This is a genomic window from Streptomyces sp. NPDC005483, assembly GCF_040606035.1.
Lineage (GTDB): Bacteria > Actinomycetota > Actinomycetes > Streptomycetales > Streptomycetaceae > Streptomyces.
The window spans coordinates 382,452-398,994 of the sequence record NZ_JBEXEA010000004.1 but is presented as its reverse complement, the minus strand read 5'-3'; the positions used below and the strand labels follow the sequence as shown (position 1 = coordinate 398,994).

Here is a 16,543-nt window from a genome sequence, read left to right as displayed (position 1 = left end):
GCAGACCTTCATTCTCTGTAACTCCTGCTGCTCAGGGGGCTATTGCCACCCGAAGGCCCGGCAAACCTCTGATTTGTTTGTGGGACGGCTGAACACCCATGGGACGCCCTGCGTATGGGAGGGCGCCGCTTCACTCCTGTCGGGCGCCTCGATAGCCCCGAAAAAGGAAGTCAGAGGAGTTCCATGGGACGCAATACACGTAAACGCCGCTCGTCGATGGCCAACAAGGCCATAGCCGCGTCGGCGGCCCTAGCGCTCGGTGGGGGCGGGCTGATCTGGGCGAACTTCTACGCTTCGGCGCACGAGTCCAACAGCAACGGCTGGTCGCAGAACCAGACCAAGGCCGCCGCCGCGCAGGTGGCGACCATCTCGTGCCCCGACGTCGGTCAGAAGCTGACGAACGTGCCTCAGAACGCGCGTCAGGGGGTGGCCACCGAACTGGCCAACCTGGACAAGCAGATCACCGAGGCCTACGCCAGGCTCGCCTCGACGCGACAGGCCCAGGCGGGTGACTCGGGCTTCGTCCAGAACGCCATCGTCGGCCCCCTGAAGGAGAAGCGGGCGGCCACGATCGACCGGATCCGCATCGACATCCAGCGGGTCGGGGGCCAGTTCAACAGCTCGCTCAGCCAGTTGGCGGCCTGCACCACGCAGAACGCTCAGACGAACGCCGGCCAGGCCGGTGGCCAGCAGCAGAACGGCGGTCAGCAGCAGGGCGGCCAGCAGCAGAACGGCGGTCAGCAGCAGGGCGGCCAGCAGCAGGGTGGCCAGCAGAACGGCGGCCAGCAGCAGGGTGGCCAGCAGGGCAACGGCGGACAGGGCGGCAACGGCCCGGTCGCGGCCGACTTCGTGGACATCACCAAGGTCCAGGGCGGCAGCGCCCAGATCGGTGTGGGCGCGAACGGCCTGCCCGCCAACGGCAACTCGGGCTCGCGGGGCAGCTTCACCACCAAGTGCGGCACCAACGCGAACAAGAACCACAACACGGACAACGTGATCGTGGCTCCCGGTGTCGCCAACGGCGCCCACCACCTGCACGACTACGTCGGCAACCAGAGCAACGACGCTTTCGCGAGCGACCAGGAACTGGCGGCGGCCCAGACCACCTGCCAGAACCAGGGCGACAAGTCCTCGTACTTCTGGCCGGTGCTGCGACTGCAGAACGGCACGCAGGACTTCGACCAGAACGCCGACGGCGGTGGCAAGGAAGGCAACGTCGGCAAGATCCTGCAGGCCTCCCAGGCGCAGATCAAGTTCGTCGGCAACAAGAAGGGCAACGTCGTCGCGATGCCGACCGCCCTGCGCATCATCACCGGTGACGCCAAGGCCTTCGTCAACGGCAACGCCAACGCCAACGTGAACTGGTCCTGCACCGGCTTCGAGAACAAGGTGCAGCTGCACGACAAGTACCCGATCTGCCCGCAGGGCAGCCAGGTGGTACGCACGACCGACTTCCAGAGCTGCTGGGACGGTCAGAACATCGACAGCGCCAACCACCGCACCCACGTGGCGTTCGCCGCGGCGGACGGCAGCTGCGCCAACGGCTTCAAGGCGATCCCGCAGCTCCAGGTCCGGCTCGTCTACAACGTCCCGGCCCCGAAGCTCCAGAACGGCACGGTCGTCAACCCGTACGCGGTGGACACCTTCCCGGAGAACCTGCACAAGCCGATCACCGACCACAACGACTTCATCAACTTCTTCTCCCAGAACACGATGAACCAGATGGTCAACTGCATCAACACCGGCAAGAAGTGCCAGTGACGCACTGAGAAAGCCGGCGGTGAGAATCTCTCACCGCCGGCTTTCGCGTGTCCGCGTCCTCAGTGGGCCGAGTGCGTGGCGCCCATCTTCGAGTGGTCCGTGCCCTCCTCGATGTCCCCGCCGAGCGTCTTGCGCAGCACCGTCACCGTCTTGGTGGTGTCACCGACGGCGACCCACTTGCGGCCGACCAGGAAGTGACCGCCGTAGTCCTTGGCGCCGTTGATCCACTCGCGCTGGCCGCGGTCGGTGGCGAAGGTGGCGAGGATGAACTTGCCGTCGGCGTCCTTGGCCTTCTTGCACACGGCCTGGCGCAGTTCGTCGGCGTCGATCTGGATGTTGGGCGTGCACTTCACCTCGGCGGCCAGGTGCTCCAGGCTGCCGGTGGCCGCCGACGGCACCGCGGCGGCGGCCTTCGCGTCACCGCCGGATCCGCAGCCCGCCAGCGCCAGCACCGCGGCCGCGCCGGTCAGCGCGAGCATCGGTCGGGTCAACCTCATCTGTTCCTCCGGTCACGGGGTCAGCTCGGACGGGCCCCGGCGGGGGTCCGTCTCCTCCCATACGGCTGTGGGGCGCGGGACGCTCAAATCCTGGTGTCGTCGCGGGTACGGCTGTGCGAAAGTGTGCCGGTGAACGAGGACTGGGAAAAGCGAGTGACCGCCGCGTGGGACACCTTCGACGACTTTCCCGAGGAGCGTGCGGCCGAGTTCCGGGTCGTGATCGACGCGCTCGTGGCCGAGCTGCCGGACGACAGCCCGGACGGTCCGTTCGAACGGGCCTGCGCCTGGGACTCGACGGGGCACTCGGACATGGCGGCCCCGCTGTACCGGGAGGCGCTCGCGAAGGGGCTGCGCGGGTACAAGGGGCGGCGCGCCAAGATCCAACTGTCGAGTTCCCTGCGGAACATCGGGCAGGCGGAGGAGGGCGTCAAGCTGCTCACGCCCGAACTGGACGGCCCGTCCGACGAGTTGGACGATGCCGTACGGGCCACGCTCGCCCTGTGTCTGTCCAGCCTCGGCCGCGACCGCGAGGGGCTGTCGCTGGTCCTGGGCGCGCTCGCCCCCCATCTGCCGCGCTACCAGCGGTCGATGGCCAACTACGCGCGCGCCCTGGTCGAACCGGAAAGCTGATCCACCCGGGCGGCGGTGACCAACCGACGATTCGCTCGTTCTGCTGAACGTGCAGTCACAGGATGTCGCCCCGCGCCCCGCACCCGCCTCCGGCTCCGCCGCCGACCCCGTCGTCGATGTCGAGCAGGCCGAGGCCGCACTGGTCGAGCACTACCCCCGGCTGGTCCGGCTCGCCTATCTGGTACTGCCGCCGGGCCTCGGCCGGGGCCGGCGGGTCCTGACCGCGCACGCCCTCACCCAGCGTGCCCTGCCGCGGGGCCGGACCGCGACGCCCGTGATCCCGGCCCAGTCGGGCGGCCGCGAGGGCGACCCCGGCTACGCCTTCGTCCGCCTCCAGGTGGTGCGTACGGCCCTGGAGGCCGGCCTGCCGCTCAGGCGCAGGGCGTGGCCCAAGCGCTCCCAACTCCCGCCGCTGCTCCCCCAGGTGTGGGGCCTGAGGTTCTTCCCGCGCTCCGGCGGCGCCGACGAACTCGCCCTGGACCAGCGCCTGTCGGCCATGTCGGGTCCGGCCCGCGCCGCCTATGTCCTGCGCGGCCTGGAGAAGCTCGCCGACGGCGACGTACGGGAGCTGCTGACGGCGGCCGGCGTGGCCGACGTGGGCGCGGCGCTCGACGAGGCCGCCGGTGCCGAGGACCGGTACGCCCTCCTCGACTCCCCCGAGTTCGACCCCTGTTCGCTCCAGGCCCGCCCCACCGACCTGATGCGGCGCAGGCAGCACATGAAGGCCGCGCTCGCCGCCGCGGCGGCCGTGGCCGTGTGCGGGGCGCTGCTCGGCATGCCCGGCGACGGCTGGGGTCCCGACGGCGCCGCCGCGCCCCCCTACGCGCAGAACCCCGCCGCCCGGGCCGCCCTGAACCCGGCCCTGCTGCTCAAGGTCCCGGCCGCCGCGTGGGAGTCCTCGGCGCGCACCGACTTCTCGGTGTGGCCCGCGCGCGGTGACCTCACCGGCGACAGTGCCCTGCTGCGCCGCGCCCTCGCCGTCTGGGCCCGTCCCGGCGAGAGTGTCCAGGTCTCCGCGACCCCCGGCACCCCGTCGGGCGGCCCCTCCGGCCCGCCGCAGCTCCTGTACGCGGGCACCGTCGACAACGCGCGCGTGGTGCTCCTGTACGACGGTCTGCGCATCGTCCGCTACGCCGAGCCGCGGGACGACACCAAGGGAGCCGCCCTCGACTTCGCCCGGGTCGACAGCGCGGACCGGGCCGGGGCGGGCGCGGTCGTCCTGGGCCGGGCCGACGGCAACATCCGCTATCTGACGGCCCCTTGGGTGACGAAGGCGGCCGAGCGGGACCTGCTGAAGCCGGGCTCCGGCGCCATGGACCTCCCGCTGACCGGCGGCGCCACCGCGCCGATGGCCGGCCCCGCGCAGAGCGGCGCCTGCACCTCCTGGAACGTGCTCCAGCTGACGGACGCGTCCGGCACCCGGCTGCTGACCGACCTCGGCGAACTCGTCCCGGCCCGCCTCACCACCGGCCGCCCCGGGTCCGTGAAGGACGCCTCCGGAGCCGGGGGCCTGCGCGCCTGGGCGCCGTACGCCTGCTCGCTCGGTGCGATGCGCTCCTCGGGCGTGCGCAGTGTGAACGCCTGGGCCTACGCCGCGCAGCCGCTGCCCGACGCGAGCGGGACGGCCGACTGGGTGTGCACCCGGGCCGAGACCTGGCAGGGCGGCGGGGAGCGGGTGCTGGCCCAGTTCCACACCCCGGGCTCGACCTACGGGGCGGTCGCGGCGAAGGCCGCGAACGTGCCGGCGTGCGGGGCGAAGGATCCGCAGGTGCTGGCCGGGGTGCTGTGGAAGTCGGGGGCCGGATCCTGGTACCTGCTGGCGGCGGGGAGCCGGGGGACGTCGTCGATCAGCGCGACGGGCGGGGTCACGGGTTCCGCCCGGGGCAACCTGCTGGCGGTGCGGGCGCAGCAGGGCGGCCAGGCCGAGCTGAAGGGGATCCTGGAGGACGGGCGGGCGGTCAGCGGACTGCGGTAGGGCGTCGTCCCCATGTGATCGACTGGTGCCGGACATGTGAACACCGCTGGCAGATCCGGCCCGTTCGAGGCCGGATCCGATCGGTAAGGTGTTCGCATGACAACCGGGGTCCGTCGAAGAATGGGAGTCGAGGAACGGCGTCAGCAGTTGATCGGCGTCGCCCTCGAACTGTTCGCCCGTCGCTCGCCCGACGAGGTCTCCATCGACGAGATAGCGTCGGCGGCCGGTATCTCGCGGCCACTGGTCTACCACTACTTCCCCGGCAAACTCAGCCTGTACGAGGCGGCGTTGAAGCGGGCCGCGCAGGATCTGGCGAGCCGGTTCGAGGAGCCGCACGAGGGTTCGCTGGGCGGCCGGCTGCTGCGGGTGATGCGCCGGTTCTTCGACTTCGTGGACGAACACGGGCCGGGTTTCTCGGCGTTGATGCGCGGTGGGCCCGCCGTGGGCTCGTCGGCGACGAACGCGCTCATCGACTCCGTACGGCAGGTCGCCTACGAACAGATCCTGTCGCATCTGCGCGTGGACGATCCGCCCGCGCGACTGGAACTGGTCGTCCGCTCCTGGATCTCGCTCGTCGAGTCGACGGCCCTGCTCTGGCTGGACGGCCGACGCATCCCGCGCGCCGAGCTGGAGTTGAAGCTCGTGCACGACTTCGCGGCGCTGGCCGCGGTGAGCGCGGCCTTCGACGAGGAGATGACCGCGCTGCTGCGCCACATGCTCAAGGACGAGCCGAACGACGGCCCGTTCACCGACCTCGCCGCCCGGCTGATCTCCCTGGCCTCCTAGAGCACGGCCTTGGTGTAGGAGGCGTCCAGGTCGCGCACCTCGGCGGAGAGGTGCACGGTGAGGCCGTCCACGGGCCCGACATGCTTGCGCAGCAGTTCCACGACGGCCTCGGTGAGCTTCGCCTTGGTCTCCTCGGACCGTCCTGCGAGCAGGGCCAGCGTGACGTTCACGATCGCGTGGTTCTCCTTCTCACCGCCGACCGCCTCGTCCTCGCTGCGCAGCACCCGGGTCTTGCACGCCTCGAGCTTCGCGGCCGCCGTCTCCACCACGACCGGGTGCAGCGCCAAAGCGAACTCCTCCCAGTCGACATGGTCGAGATGCGGGGAGCGTTCGACGGTGATCTGCGGCATGGGCACTCCTGTTCTACGGCGACACAGGTCACCCTAGCCGCAGCGCCAGCATCGCGATGTCGTCCTCCCGGTCGTGACCGAAGGTGTCCAGGAGGGTGTCGCACAGCGCGTCCAGTCCGGGCAGGGCGCCCGAGGAGGCCGCGCGCAGCTGTTCCAGGGAGGCCGTGAGGTCGGTGCCCCGGGTCTCGATGAGACCGTCGGTGACCATGAGGAGCCGGTCGGTGGGTTCGAGGAACAGCTCGGTGGCCGGCGGATGGGGCAGGCCGACCCCGAGCAGCGGGCCCGACGCCTCGGCGTAGTCGGCGGTGCCGTTGTCGCGGACGATCAGCGGCGGGATGTGACCGGCGTTGGCGATCCGGGTGCGCCCGGTGTCCGGGTCGATCAGGGCCAGACAGACGGTGGCCGTGGTGTCGGGGTGGTAGCGCCGCAGTGTCCGGTCGAGGCGCTCGGCGAGCACGGCCGGGTCGCTCTCGTCGACGGCGTAGGCGCGCAGCGCGTGCCGGAGCTCGACCATGACGGTCGCCGCGTCCAGCGAGTGCCCGACGACGTCGCCGACCGCGGTGAGCACGCCCTCGTCGACGCGCAGCGCGGCGTAGAAGTCGCCGCCGATCTCGGTCTGCCGGGAGGCGGGGACGTACCGGACCACTACGTCCATGCCGGGCAGCTCGGGCAGCTTGTGCGGCTGGGGCAGGAAGCTGTGCTGGAGGGTGAGGGCGACATGCCGCTCGACCTTGTACATGAGCAGCGGCTCGGCGGCCAGCGCGGTGGCCTGAGCGAGCTGGGCCAGCAGGGCCTCGCCCTCCAGGCCCACCCTGCGCATCCCGCGCGCAGGCGCGGCCAGGCACACCGGGGCCCGGCCGTCCTGGGTGACGACGAGCGCGAGGCGGGCGTCGTGCTCGACGCCGGGCCGGAAGAACCCGGCGGGCCACAGCGGCGCCGGCACGGTGGTGAGCTGCACTCCGGCCTGCCCCCGGGTGAGCCGGCGCAGCAGGGTGGCCACGGCCCGGTCGGCGTCGTCGTCGGGCAGCGCGACGGGGATGCGGTCGCGGGACAGGCCGCGGTAGAGCATGTCGTCCTGGTCGAGGACGAAGACGGCGGCGGGGGTGCCGGTGAGCCGCGAGACGCCCTCGGCGGCCGCGTCGGACAGTTCCTGGAGGGTGCGCGCCGACTGGATGGTGACGATCGTCTCGGACAGCAGGGTGAGCCGTCGTACCAGTGCCCGGTCGCCGGCCCGCAGTTGCGCGTTGCGTACGGCGGCCCGGACGACGGCCTCGATCTCCAGGGGCTCGGCGGGCACCTTCAGATAGGCCTCGACGCCGGTGTCCATGCCCGCGCAGTGCACGGCGGGGGGCACGGCGGAGGCCGAGAAGTGCACGACGGGCATCCCGGCCGTGTGCGGGCGTTCCTTGAACAGCCGGCACAGGTCGAAGCCGCTCATGTCGGGCAGCCCCACGTCGACCAGCGCCACGTCCGGCAGGGTGCCCTTGAGCAGCCGTGTCTCGAGTTCGGCGAGGGCCTCGCCGCCGGTGGCGACCGGTACGACCCGGTGTCCGGCACGGCTCAGCACGGTGCCCACGGCGTACCGGCTGGCCTCCACGTCGTCCACGACCAGCACGGTCGTGCCGGTCAGCTTGCCTTGTGCGTCCATCTGTCACCCCTCGGGCAACACCGGTGGAGCAGACCGGGGTTCGGGGCCTGCTCCACCAAGGTAATGCCTTCAGCTAGGGATGGCGGACGAAAATGGCCACGGTTCGTGCCGGAACGGCGAACGTGCCCGATTTCTTCTCGTAGGACGCCTCCTTGACGGTAGAGTCCGCCCCCGCCGCCTGCACGGGGTGCAGCCGGTAGGTGCTTCCGGCAAGGGCGTCGACCCGCTGTCCCTGTGCCTTCGGCGTCGCGTTGAAGACGACGACCAGGTCGCCGAGCTCCATCGTGATCACACCGGGTGTCTCCTCCTCTCCGGACAGCGGGAAGGACAGCCGCGACTGCACCTGGTCCGCCGTGCCGAGCGAGAACGCCTGCTCCGTCGTACGGATCCTCAGCAAATCCCGGTACGCGGCCGACGCCCCCTCGATCTGCGCGCAGCCGACCTTCACCGAGCCCAGCAGCGGCCTGGCGTACGGCCACTTGGACGCGTTGTCGGCCGCCGGGGGCAGTCCGCGGCCGAAGCCGTTGCCGTCCTGGCAGTTCCAGTGGATCGCGTTGAACCAGTCGCCGCTGTCGAAGGAGTTGCGGTCCAGGGACTTGGACCGCAGCAGGTCGGTACCGGCCTGGGAGAGCGCCGGGCCCTGCGAGAGGGCCGCCGTGGCCAGGGCGAGGACCTGCATCCGGGCCCGGTCGGAGGCGCTGGTGCCGGCGGGCAGTTTGTACGTCAGCGCGTCGAACAGGGACTCGTTGTCGTGCGCGTCGGCGTAGGCGAGGGCGTCACCGGGCGCCTGCGCGTATCCGGCGGGCTGCCCGTTGTAGTCGACCTGGGCGCCGGTGACCTCCTTGCCGTCGCTGTCGGTGAAGCGGTATGTCGCGAGGTTGCCGGACAGACCCACCTTGATGAGGTCCTGGTAGTGGAGCAGGCGCGCCTTCTGTTCCTGCGACGTCCCGTTCGCGGTGGACGCGTTGGGGTCGGTGTACAGCCCGGACGCGAAGCCCTGGACGCCGGGGTCCTCGTCGAAGGGGCCGCCGCCGCGTACGGCGTCACGGGCGCGGTCGGAGAAGGTCGCGATCCCGGTCCCGGCCATGTTCTTCTGCGTGGCCTGCACGAAGCGGGCGTCGTCGGCGACCTCACCGAAGTTCCAGCCCTCCCCGTAGAGGATGATCTTCTTTCCGTCGACGCCGTCCTTCTTGGGGGTCAGCGCGTCCAGGGCCCTGCGTACGGCGAGGATGTTGGCCTTGGGGTGGTGGCCCATGAGGTCGAAGCGGAAGCCGTCGACCTTGTACTCCCTGGCCCAGGTGACGACCGAGTCGACGACCAGCTTGCCCATCATGGCGTTCTCGGTGGCCGTGTTGGCGCAGCAAGTGCTGTTGGCGACCGAGCCGTCGGCGAGGAGCCGCTGGTAGTAACCGGGGACGATCCGGTCGAGCACGCTCGTCGCGGCCTGCCCGCTCGCCGCGGTGTGGTTGTAGACGACGTCCATGACGACCCTGAGGCCGTCGTCGTTCAGGGACTTGACCATCTTGCGGAACTCGACCGTACGGCCGGTGCCGTCCGGGTCGGTCGCGTACGAACCCTCCGGGACGGTGTAGTGGTACGGGTCGTAGCCCCAGTTGTAGGCGTCCTTCGCGGCGGCCTTGGCCACGCACTCCTGCTGCCGGTCGGAGTCGGCCGGGTAGGAGGCGAGGTCGCAGTCGGGGGTGGCCTGGTCCTCCCGGCGTTCGGGAATGGTGGCGATGTCGAAGGCGGGCAACAGGTGCACGTAGCTCGTCCCCGACTTCGCGAGCTCTCGCAGGTGCTTCGAGCCGTCGCCGCCCTTGTCGGTGAAGGCGAGATAGGTGCCCCGGTCCTTCGCGGGCACGGTCCCGTCCGCCACCGAGAAGTCCCGGATGTGCAGCTCCTGGATCTCGGCGTCCTTGAGGGGCACGGCCTTCGGCTTGGTGTACGTCGCCCAGCCGCCCGGCGCGAGGGACCTGTCGTCCAGGTCGACGACGAGGCTGCGCTCGGAGTCGGTGGTGAGGGCCACCGAGTAGGGGTCGGTCACCTTGTTGGTGACGACCTTCCCGACGCTGGGCGCCCATACCTTCACGACGTACCGGTAGGGCTTGCCCTTCCAGGACGCCGGGCCGGTGACGGACCAGACGCCGGTGGCGGAGTCGCGTCTCATGGCGACCGTGGAACCGCCGAGTTCGAGCTTCACCGACTGCGCGGTCGGCGCCCAGACCGCGAGCGTCGGGCGCCCCTTGCTGAACGTCGGCCCGAGGTCCGCGGCCGTCGCCTTCGGGTACAGGTCGTCGAGCACGCCGGCGATCTGGACTCCCGTCACCGCCAGCACGGCTCCGTTGGCGGCCCGTTGGGAGGCGACGAGCTGACCGCTGAGGGCTTCCTTCACGCGATCGCGGTCACGCGGGTCGACGGACCAGGCCGTGTAGTCCTTCAGATGCGGGAACTTCGCCTTCTGCGCGTCCGTGAGGGCGGTCCTGGTGAGTCGCAGCCACCGCTCGTCGTCGCTGGTCAGGGCTCCGCCCTGGACGGCGATCGAGCCGTCGTGGGAGTACAGCAGCTGTGTGGAGGCCGCCGCCTCGGAACCGTTCCAGGCGACCGTGTTCCGGTCGAGCCAGACCGCCTTGGACGTGGTGAGGTCGAGCGCTGCGGCGGACCCGGCGGGCTGCGGGAGCAGGTACTTGTCCTGGCCGTTCAACAGCCACACCTCGTGACCGTTCGCCGTGAGATCCAGGGACTGGTCGGTGGGCAGGTCCTTCGCGTCGCCCTTGTGGATGATGTAACTGAGGCTCGTGGCACCGTCGTTGAGGGGCACCTCGTAGACCGCGCCGTAGGCGTCGGTCCGCACCGGCTCCAGCGGCTTCGACCAGTCGGTGGGGTTCGCGGCGCCCGTCCAGACGTGCAGACCCCAGCCGTCGTAGTTCCCGTCGGCGCGGTGGTAGTGGACGACCGCCTTGCTCTTGTCCTGCGCCGGGTAGTCGGGCCGCTCGGTCCGTACGGCGTCCTTGCCCTGCTCGATCCACACCTCGCCGGTCTTCGTGACGTCGATCGTGCGGTCGGCGGAGACGTCCTTGTCGCCGTCCTTGTCGATGACGAGGAAGCCGACGTTCGAGGCGCCGGGCTTCAGCTTGACGTAGGCGAAGGCGCCGTACGCGTCCCTGCCGACGAAGGGGTGGCTGTCGGGCCAGGTGGTGGACTCGCCGTCGGCCAGGTCGCCCCAGGCGTACAGACCCCAGTCGGCGTAGTCGCCGTCGGTGCGCTTGTAGTGGACGACCGCGTAGTCGCGGGAGGAGGCGGTCGGGGTCTCCTCGACGGGCGGGGTGCCGGTCTCCGAGGAGGCGGTGGCACTGGCCGTGCGCCCGGCCGAGTCGATCACGACCGCCTTGTAGCGCAGGGCGGTCGCGGCCGGTACGGCCTTGTCGATGACCTGCGTGACCTTGTAGGGCGCGTGGTCGGCGGAGCCCAGCGTCCGCCACTCGCCGTTGCCGACCTGCGCCGCGAAGACGACCCGGTCGAGGCGTCCGCCGGCCACGTCGGCGGTGAGCTCGACGGTTCCGGTGGCTCCGGCGGCCGGGGCCTTGAGGGCGAGCGTCGGCTCGGTGGCGGGCTCGGCGGGCTTGCCGGCCGCCTTGAGGACGATCGCGGAACCGGCGGGGACGGTGACGGTGATCTTCTTGTCGGCGTCGGAGGTGACGCTCGGGGCACCGCCGTAGACACCCTTGAAGGCCATGTCCGCCGAACCGGTCGCGAAGGTGGCCGACTTGGCCTCGCCCGCGTTGTTGAAGGCGACGACGTACTCGGTGCCGGTCTTCGCGTCGGTGCGCGAGAAGGCGTACACCCCCGCCCCGTCCGCCGCGTACCGCTCCTCCTGGACGCCGTCCGCCAGCGCCGGGTCGGTTTTGCGGAGCTTCGCCAGTTCCGCGATCTGCCGGTACAGCGGCGCGCTCGTGTCGTACGCGTCGCTCGTGTGCGTGCGGTCGGTGCCGATCTCGTCGTCGTCGAGGTAGTCGGCCGTCTTGGACGCGAACATCGTCTGGCGGGCGTCCTTGTCACCGCCGGCGCCGGTGAAGCCCTGTTCGTCGCCGTAGTAGACGACCGGGTTGCCGCGGCTGAGGAACATCAGCTCGTTGGCGAGCCGGTCCTTGGCGAGCAGTTCGGCGTCGGTGGCCTTCGGGTTGTCCTGGTTCAGGAAGTACCCGATGCGGCCCATGTCGTGGTTGCCGAGGAAGGTGACCTGCTCGTAGGCGTTGGCCTTGTCGGTCGTGTACTTGTAGTCGTCTCCGAAGACCTTCGCGAGGGACTGTGCGCTGCCGCCCTGGGAGGCGTACTGCCGGGCGGCCTCCTGGAAGGGGAAGTCGAGCGTGGCGTCGAGACGGCCCTGGGTGACGTACGGCGAGGTGATCGACGTGTCGGCGGAGTAGACCTCGCCGAACATGAAGAAGTTCTTCCGGCCCTGCTTTGCCGCGTAGGCGTCGAGGGCCGTGGCCCACTGGGTCCAGAACTCCATGTTCACGTGCTTCACGGTGTCGATCCGGAAGCCGTCGATGCCGAAGTCCCTGACCCAGCGCTGGTAGATCCGCTCCATGCCGGAGACGACCTCGGGGCGCTCGGTCCACAGGTCGTCGAGGCCGGAGAAGTCACCGTAGGTCGTGGACTCACCGGCGTAGGTCGAGTCGCCGCGGTTGTGGTACATCGCCGGGTCGTTGAGCCAGGAGGGGACCTTGGCGCCCGTGCCGGTGACCGTCGGTGTGCGCGGGAAGGAGTCGGCGTCCACCGCCGGGAACTTGCGGGCGCCGGACGCGTAGTCGGCGTCGTCGAACGGCTCCCCGTCCTTCGTCAGATAAGGGAAGGCGCCCTTGGACAGGTAGTCGTAGGACTTCTCCTCGTAGTCGACGACGTCGGCCGTGTGGTTGGTGATGACGTCGAAGAAGACCTTCATGCCCTTGGCGTGGGCCTTGGAGATCAGGGTCTCCAGATCCTTGTTGGTGCCGAAGTGGGAGTCGACCTGGGTGAAGTCCGTGATCCAGTACCCGTGATAGCCGGCGGAGGCGTTGCTCCCCGTCCCCTGCACGGGCCGGTTTTTGAAGATCGGGGCCATCCAGATGGAGGTGGTGCCGAGCCCCTTGATGTAGTCGAGCTTCTTGGTCAGGCCCTTGAGGTCGCCGCCCTGGTAGAAGCCCTTGTCGGTGGGGTCGTAGCCGGTGCTCAGCCGGGAACCGGTGAGCCCGCCCCGGTCGTTCGAGGTGTCACCGTTGGCGAAACGGTCCGGCAGGACGAAGTAGAACTGCTCACGGGTGTCGTCGTGCCGGGCCGGCTGCGCGGCGAGCTTCGCGTCGGAGGGCGGTGGCGGCGGGGTGTCCGCCCGGGCGGACAGCGGCTGGACGAGCGCTGCGGCCAACGCGGTCACGGTGACCGCGGCGACCCGTCCGGCATGCGTGGTGCGGCGCCTGGACGGCACCGGCCATCTGGGTATCACAGACGTGGACTCCTTGCGATGTACGGCTCTGCGGGTCCGACCCCGCGTGACCGTATCGCCGCCGTAAGGATTACAGCAAGAGTCCTGAAACAGCCGGAAAGAACTTTCAGCGCCGGATGGTGTAGGTGACGAGCGAACGGGCCGGGACGGTGGCCGTCAGCGAGCCCCCGGTGACCGGGACCGGCGCCTGGCGGGCGGTGCTGTTCGAGCCGTTGGTGAGGTACGGGGTCGCGGTCCCGCTGGTGATCCCGGTGTTGCGGAGGCTGAATCCGACCTGGTTCGCCTCGGTGGCGGTGTTCAGCGCGACGACCGTGACCGTGCCGTCGGTGTTGCGGAACGCCGAGAGCTTCAGGGCGCTGTCGGTCGTCGTGGCGCCGACCCGGGTGGCGCCGGGGCGGACGAAACGGCTGTAGTTGGCCATCGCCCACAGCCGCTTGGAGACGTGGTAGCTGTCGCCGTCCATCTGGATCAGACCCCGGGTCGCGCCGAGGGAGGCGCCGTACCAGTAGACGTACCCGCTGACGTTCCCCTTGGTGAGGGCGTCGTGGATGGCGGAGGCGACCGTGAAGCCGTCGTAGCCGCTGCCGTCGTCCCAGTTCTCGTTCCAGGTGGTGCCGTTGGGCGACCACTCCGACATCCAGGTGCGCCTGGATGTCGGCAGCGGACTGTCGACCGCGCTGGCGTAGTTGTGGCCGGTGTGGGTGCTCACGTAACCGCGGGCGATGGCGTCGGCCTCGATCGCGCTCGTGTAAGCCTTCTGCTGGGTCCAGCCGAAGGAGTCGCAGCAGGCGACCTGGTATCCGGCCGCCTTCGCGAGGGGACCGAAGAACTTCACGTACTCCGTCGCCTGGGCGGGCGTGAGGCGCATCGAGTCGTACGTCGCCGTCCAGTCGGGTTCGTTGGTGAAGCCGATGTCGGTGATGCCGACGCCCTCCTGGCCGTAGAACCTGGCCCACTGCACAAGGAAGTCGGCGTACGCCTTACGCCAGTCCCCGCTCGCGCAGCCGGCTCCCGAAAGGCCGCACAGGGTGCCGCCGTTGGCATCCGTCCCGTTGGTCTTCATGTAGCCGGGCGCGGTCCAGGCGTCGGCGTAGAAGCGCTTGACGCCGTACGCCTTCGCCTCCTTGGCGAGCCACACCTGGCCCTTGTCGTAGCCGTCCCAGGTGTACCGGGGGGTGGCGTTCGGGCCGCCGGGGTCGGTGGGCTGGATGCCGGAGTCGATGCCCAGGCGCAGGATGCTGAGGCCGGCGCCGGTGGTGCGGCTGAGCAGCAGATCGAGTAACTCGCGCTGATGCTGGGCCGACAGGCCCTCGGAGCCGTTCATGACGGCGGCCCGGCCGAAGTGCTCGGAGAAGCCGAAGCCGTCGATGGGCTGGTAGGCGGTGGAGCCGTCGATGGTGGCGGTGGTGGACGCCTTCGGCAGGTCGGCCGCGGTGACACCGACGACGGCGAGCAGTGCCGCCGCCGAGGTCACCGTCCAGGTTCTGAGCGTACGTATCATGATCCACCCAATCGTGGGAGCGCTCCCATGTCATCGCGGACCGTAAGACCGCCTTCCTGCCCCGTCAACCCCTCCTGTACCGCCCATAATCGGTCGCCCCACCCGCGGCCGGACGACTACGTTCCCCGCATGGATCAGGAACCGCCCCTGGTGCGCGAGGTCTTCCCGGACCTGGTGGATGAACTGGCCGCTCTGCTCGAAGCGGAGGGGGAACGCGACCTGGCCGTCTGCGTCCGCGATGTCCGGCTGGTCGGCGAGTGCGGCTGCGGGGACGACTTCTGCCAGAGCATCCGCACGGCGGACCATCCGCGGGGGCAGCCGTTCGGTCCCGGCCATCGCTGCGTGCCGCTCCTGCCCTCGTCGGGCGAGCTGATCCTCGACGTCGTGGACGGCCGGATCATGTACGTCGAGATACTCGGACGGCCGCCCCTGCGCCGGAACCAACAGCGGGAACAGGGGCGGCAGCCAGAGGTGTAGCGGCTCAGCAGCTCGACTTGCCCGCGTAGATCGCCAGCGCCGTGTCGGCGCCGAGGGTGGCGGTGAACTGGCCGTTGGAGCCGACCGTCACGCTCGTGTTGTTCTGCACGTTGCAGTACGTCCCGGCGGGCAGCGAGGTCTGGTAGGTCCGGCTCAGGCTGCTCGACTCGTGGTTGATGGCGACGTACCCCTTGGCGCCCCGCCCGAAGGCGATCGCGTCGCCGCCGTTGTCCCACCAGTTGGTGACCGACTCACCGCGCACGGCGTTGCGGAAGGCGACCATGCGCAGGATCTCCGGCCAGGCGTGCTGGCACTTCCAGCCGTCCTGCCAACAGGCGTTCACGGAGCCGTTGTCGGGCGGGCCCGCATCCTTGTCCGACCACTCGTAACCGGAGTTGATGTCCGGGGCGCCGTACGGGTAGGCGAGCATGAAGACGTTGGCGAGGGTGTAGCCGGCGTTGTCCTTGTAGCTGAGCGTGGAGCCGTTGCGCTCGGTGTCATGGTTGTCGACGAATACGCCGGCCACCGAGCTGCTCATATAGCCCCAGCCCTCGCCGTAGTTCTTCAGATAGGCGAGGTTCTCGTTGTTGAAGACGCGCTTGAGGTCGTAGGCGTAGCGGAACTCCTGGACGTCCCCGTTGCCCGTGTACTCGGTGGGCTGGACGGCCTCCCCGCTGCCGTAGATGACCTCCTGCTTCCAGTACACCGACGGATTGCTCAGCCGGGACTTGATGTTGGCGAGGTCGGTGGCGGGGATGTGCTTGGCCGCGTCGATGCGGAAGCCGTCGACGCCGTAACCCAGGAGGGAGTTCATGTATCCGGCGATGGTGGCGCGGACGTACTCCTCGCCGGTGTCCAGGTCGGCGAGGCCGACGAGTTCGCAGTTCTGGACGTTGGCGCGGTTGGTGTAGTCGCTGATCGTGGACGTGCAGTCGTCCATGTCGAAGGAGGAGTACAGGCCCGGGTAGTTGTACTTCGAGTACGACGAGCCGCCGGTACCGGTGCCGCTGCCCGCGGCCATGTGGTTGACGACCGTGTCGACGACGACCTTCACCCCGGCCGCGTGGCAGGTGCTGACCATGTTCTGGAACGCGCCGGCGTCGCCCAGGCGCCCCGCGATCTTGTAGCTGACCGGCTGGTACGAGGTCCACCACTGCGAGCCCTGGATGTGCTCGGCGGGCGGGGAGACCTGGACATAGCCGTATCCGGCGGGGCCGAGGGTGCGGGTGCACTCCTTGGCGACGGAGGTGTAGTTCCACTCGAAGAGGACTGCGGTGACGTCCTTGGCGCCCGGCGGGGAGGCCTGGGCGGCGGTGGGGGTGAGGACGGCGACCGTGGCGGCGAGCACGGTCGCCGCGGCGGTCGTGGTTGCCCTTGCGGACCTTCTCGGTATCACGTGGGGGTTCTCCTTACGTGACGGCCGGGCGTCTTTGCCCGGC

11 protein-coding genes are annotated in these 16,543 nt (G+C 69.9%); 5 read left to right on the top strand and 6 right to left on the bottom strand.

What is annotated here, in order from left to right:
* Positions 1-183 precede the first annotated feature (183 nt).
* A complete protein-coding gene (locus tag ABZT06_RS10760) occupies positions 184-1,761 on the top strand; it encodes a DUF1996 domain-containing protein (RefSeq protein ID WP_355737993.1) in 1,578 nt (525 codons plus the stop codon).
* Between the two features lie 59 nt (positions 1,762-1,820).
* On the opposite strand, the gene ABZT06_RS10755 is transcribed toward ABZT06_RS10760, so the two are convergent.
* Positions 1,821-2,258 (bottom strand): hypothetical protein, encoded by a 438-nt coding sequence (locus tag ABZT06_RS10755; RefSeq protein WP_355737990.1) that lies wholly within the window; start codon positions 2,256-2,258, stop codon positions 1,821-1,823.
* A 129-nt stretch (positions 2,259-2,387) separates the two neighbouring features.
* On the opposite strand from ABZT06_RS10755, the gene ABZT06_RS10750 reads away from it, so the two are divergent.
* From ABZT06_RS10750 to ABZT06_RS10740, 3 genes are all read left to right on the top strand, one after another.
* The gene (locus ABZT06_RS10750; protein ID WP_355737988.1) at positions 2,388-2,888 is read left to right on the top strand and encodes a tetratricopeptide repeat protein; all 501 of its coding nucleotides are present in this window, start codon (positions 2,388-2,390) and stop codon (positions 2,886-2,888) included.
* A gap of 49 nt (positions 2,889-2,937) precedes the next feature.
* Positions 2,938-4,863, top strand: coding sequence for a hypothetical protein (locus tag ABZT06_RS10745; RefSeq protein WP_355737985.1), 1,926 nt, complete (start codon positions 2,938-2,940; stop codon positions 4,861-4,863).
* Between the two features lie 96 nt (positions 4,864-4,959).
* The gene (locus ABZT06_RS10740; protein WP_355737983.1) at positions 4,960-5,649 is read left to right on the top strand and encodes a TetR/AcrR family transcriptional regulator; all 690 of its coding nucleotides are present in this window, start codon (positions 4,960-4,962) and stop codon (positions 5,647-5,649) included.
* On the opposite strand, the gene ABZT06_RS10735 is transcribed toward ABZT06_RS10740, so the two are convergent.
* From ABZT06_RS10735 to ABZT06_RS10720, 4 genes are all read right to left on the bottom strand, one after another.
* Positions 5,646-5,999 carry an isomerase gene (locus ABZT06_RS10735; protein ID WP_355737980.1) on the bottom strand — a complete coding sequence of 118 codons (354 nt, stop codon included), beginning with the start codon at positions 5,997-5,999 and terminating at the stop codon, positions 5,646-5,648. The genes ABZT06_RS10740 and ABZT06_RS10735 overlap by 4 nt on opposite strands.
* Before the next feature lie 28 nt (positions 6,000-6,027).
* Positions 6,028-7,647, bottom strand: coding sequence for a fused response regulator/phosphatase (locus ABZT06_RS10730; protein WP_355737978.1), 1,620 nt, complete (start codon positions 7,645-7,647; stop codon positions 6,028-6,030).
* A 73-nt stretch (positions 7,648-7,720) separates the two neighbouring features.
* Positions 7,721-13,126, bottom strand: coding sequence for a pullulanase-type alpha-1,6-glucosidase (pulA, locus tag ABZT06_RS10725; protein WP_355737975.1), 5,406 nt, complete (start codon positions 13,124-13,126; stop codon positions 7,721-7,723).
* A gap of 106 nt (positions 13,127-13,232) precedes the next feature.
* Complete coding sequence (locus ABZT06_RS10720; RefSeq protein WP_355737972.1) at positions 13,233-14,627, bottom strand: glycoside hydrolase family 30 beta sandwich domain-containing protein; 1,395 nt, start codon at positions 14,625-14,627, stop codon at positions 13,233-13,235.
* 129 nt (positions 14,628-14,756) lie between these two features.
* On the opposite strand from ABZT06_RS10720, the gene ABZT06_RS10715 reads away from it, so the two are divergent.
* Entirely contained in the window at positions 14,757-15,104 is a 348-nt protein-coding gene (locus ABZT06_RS10715; RefSeq protein WP_355737970.1) for a hypothetical protein, read from the top strand.
* Positions 15,105-15,108: 4 nt separating this feature from the next.
* Here the strand turns inward: ABZT06_RS10715 and ABZT06_RS10710 are convergent, their stop codons facing one another.
* Positions 15,109-16,500, bottom strand: a complete 1,392-nt coding sequence (locus ABZT06_RS10710) for an alpha-amylase family protein (RefSeq protein WP_355737968.1) — start codon at positions 16,498-16,500, stop codon at positions 15,109-15,111.
* Positions 16,501-16,543: the final 43 nt, after the last annotated feature.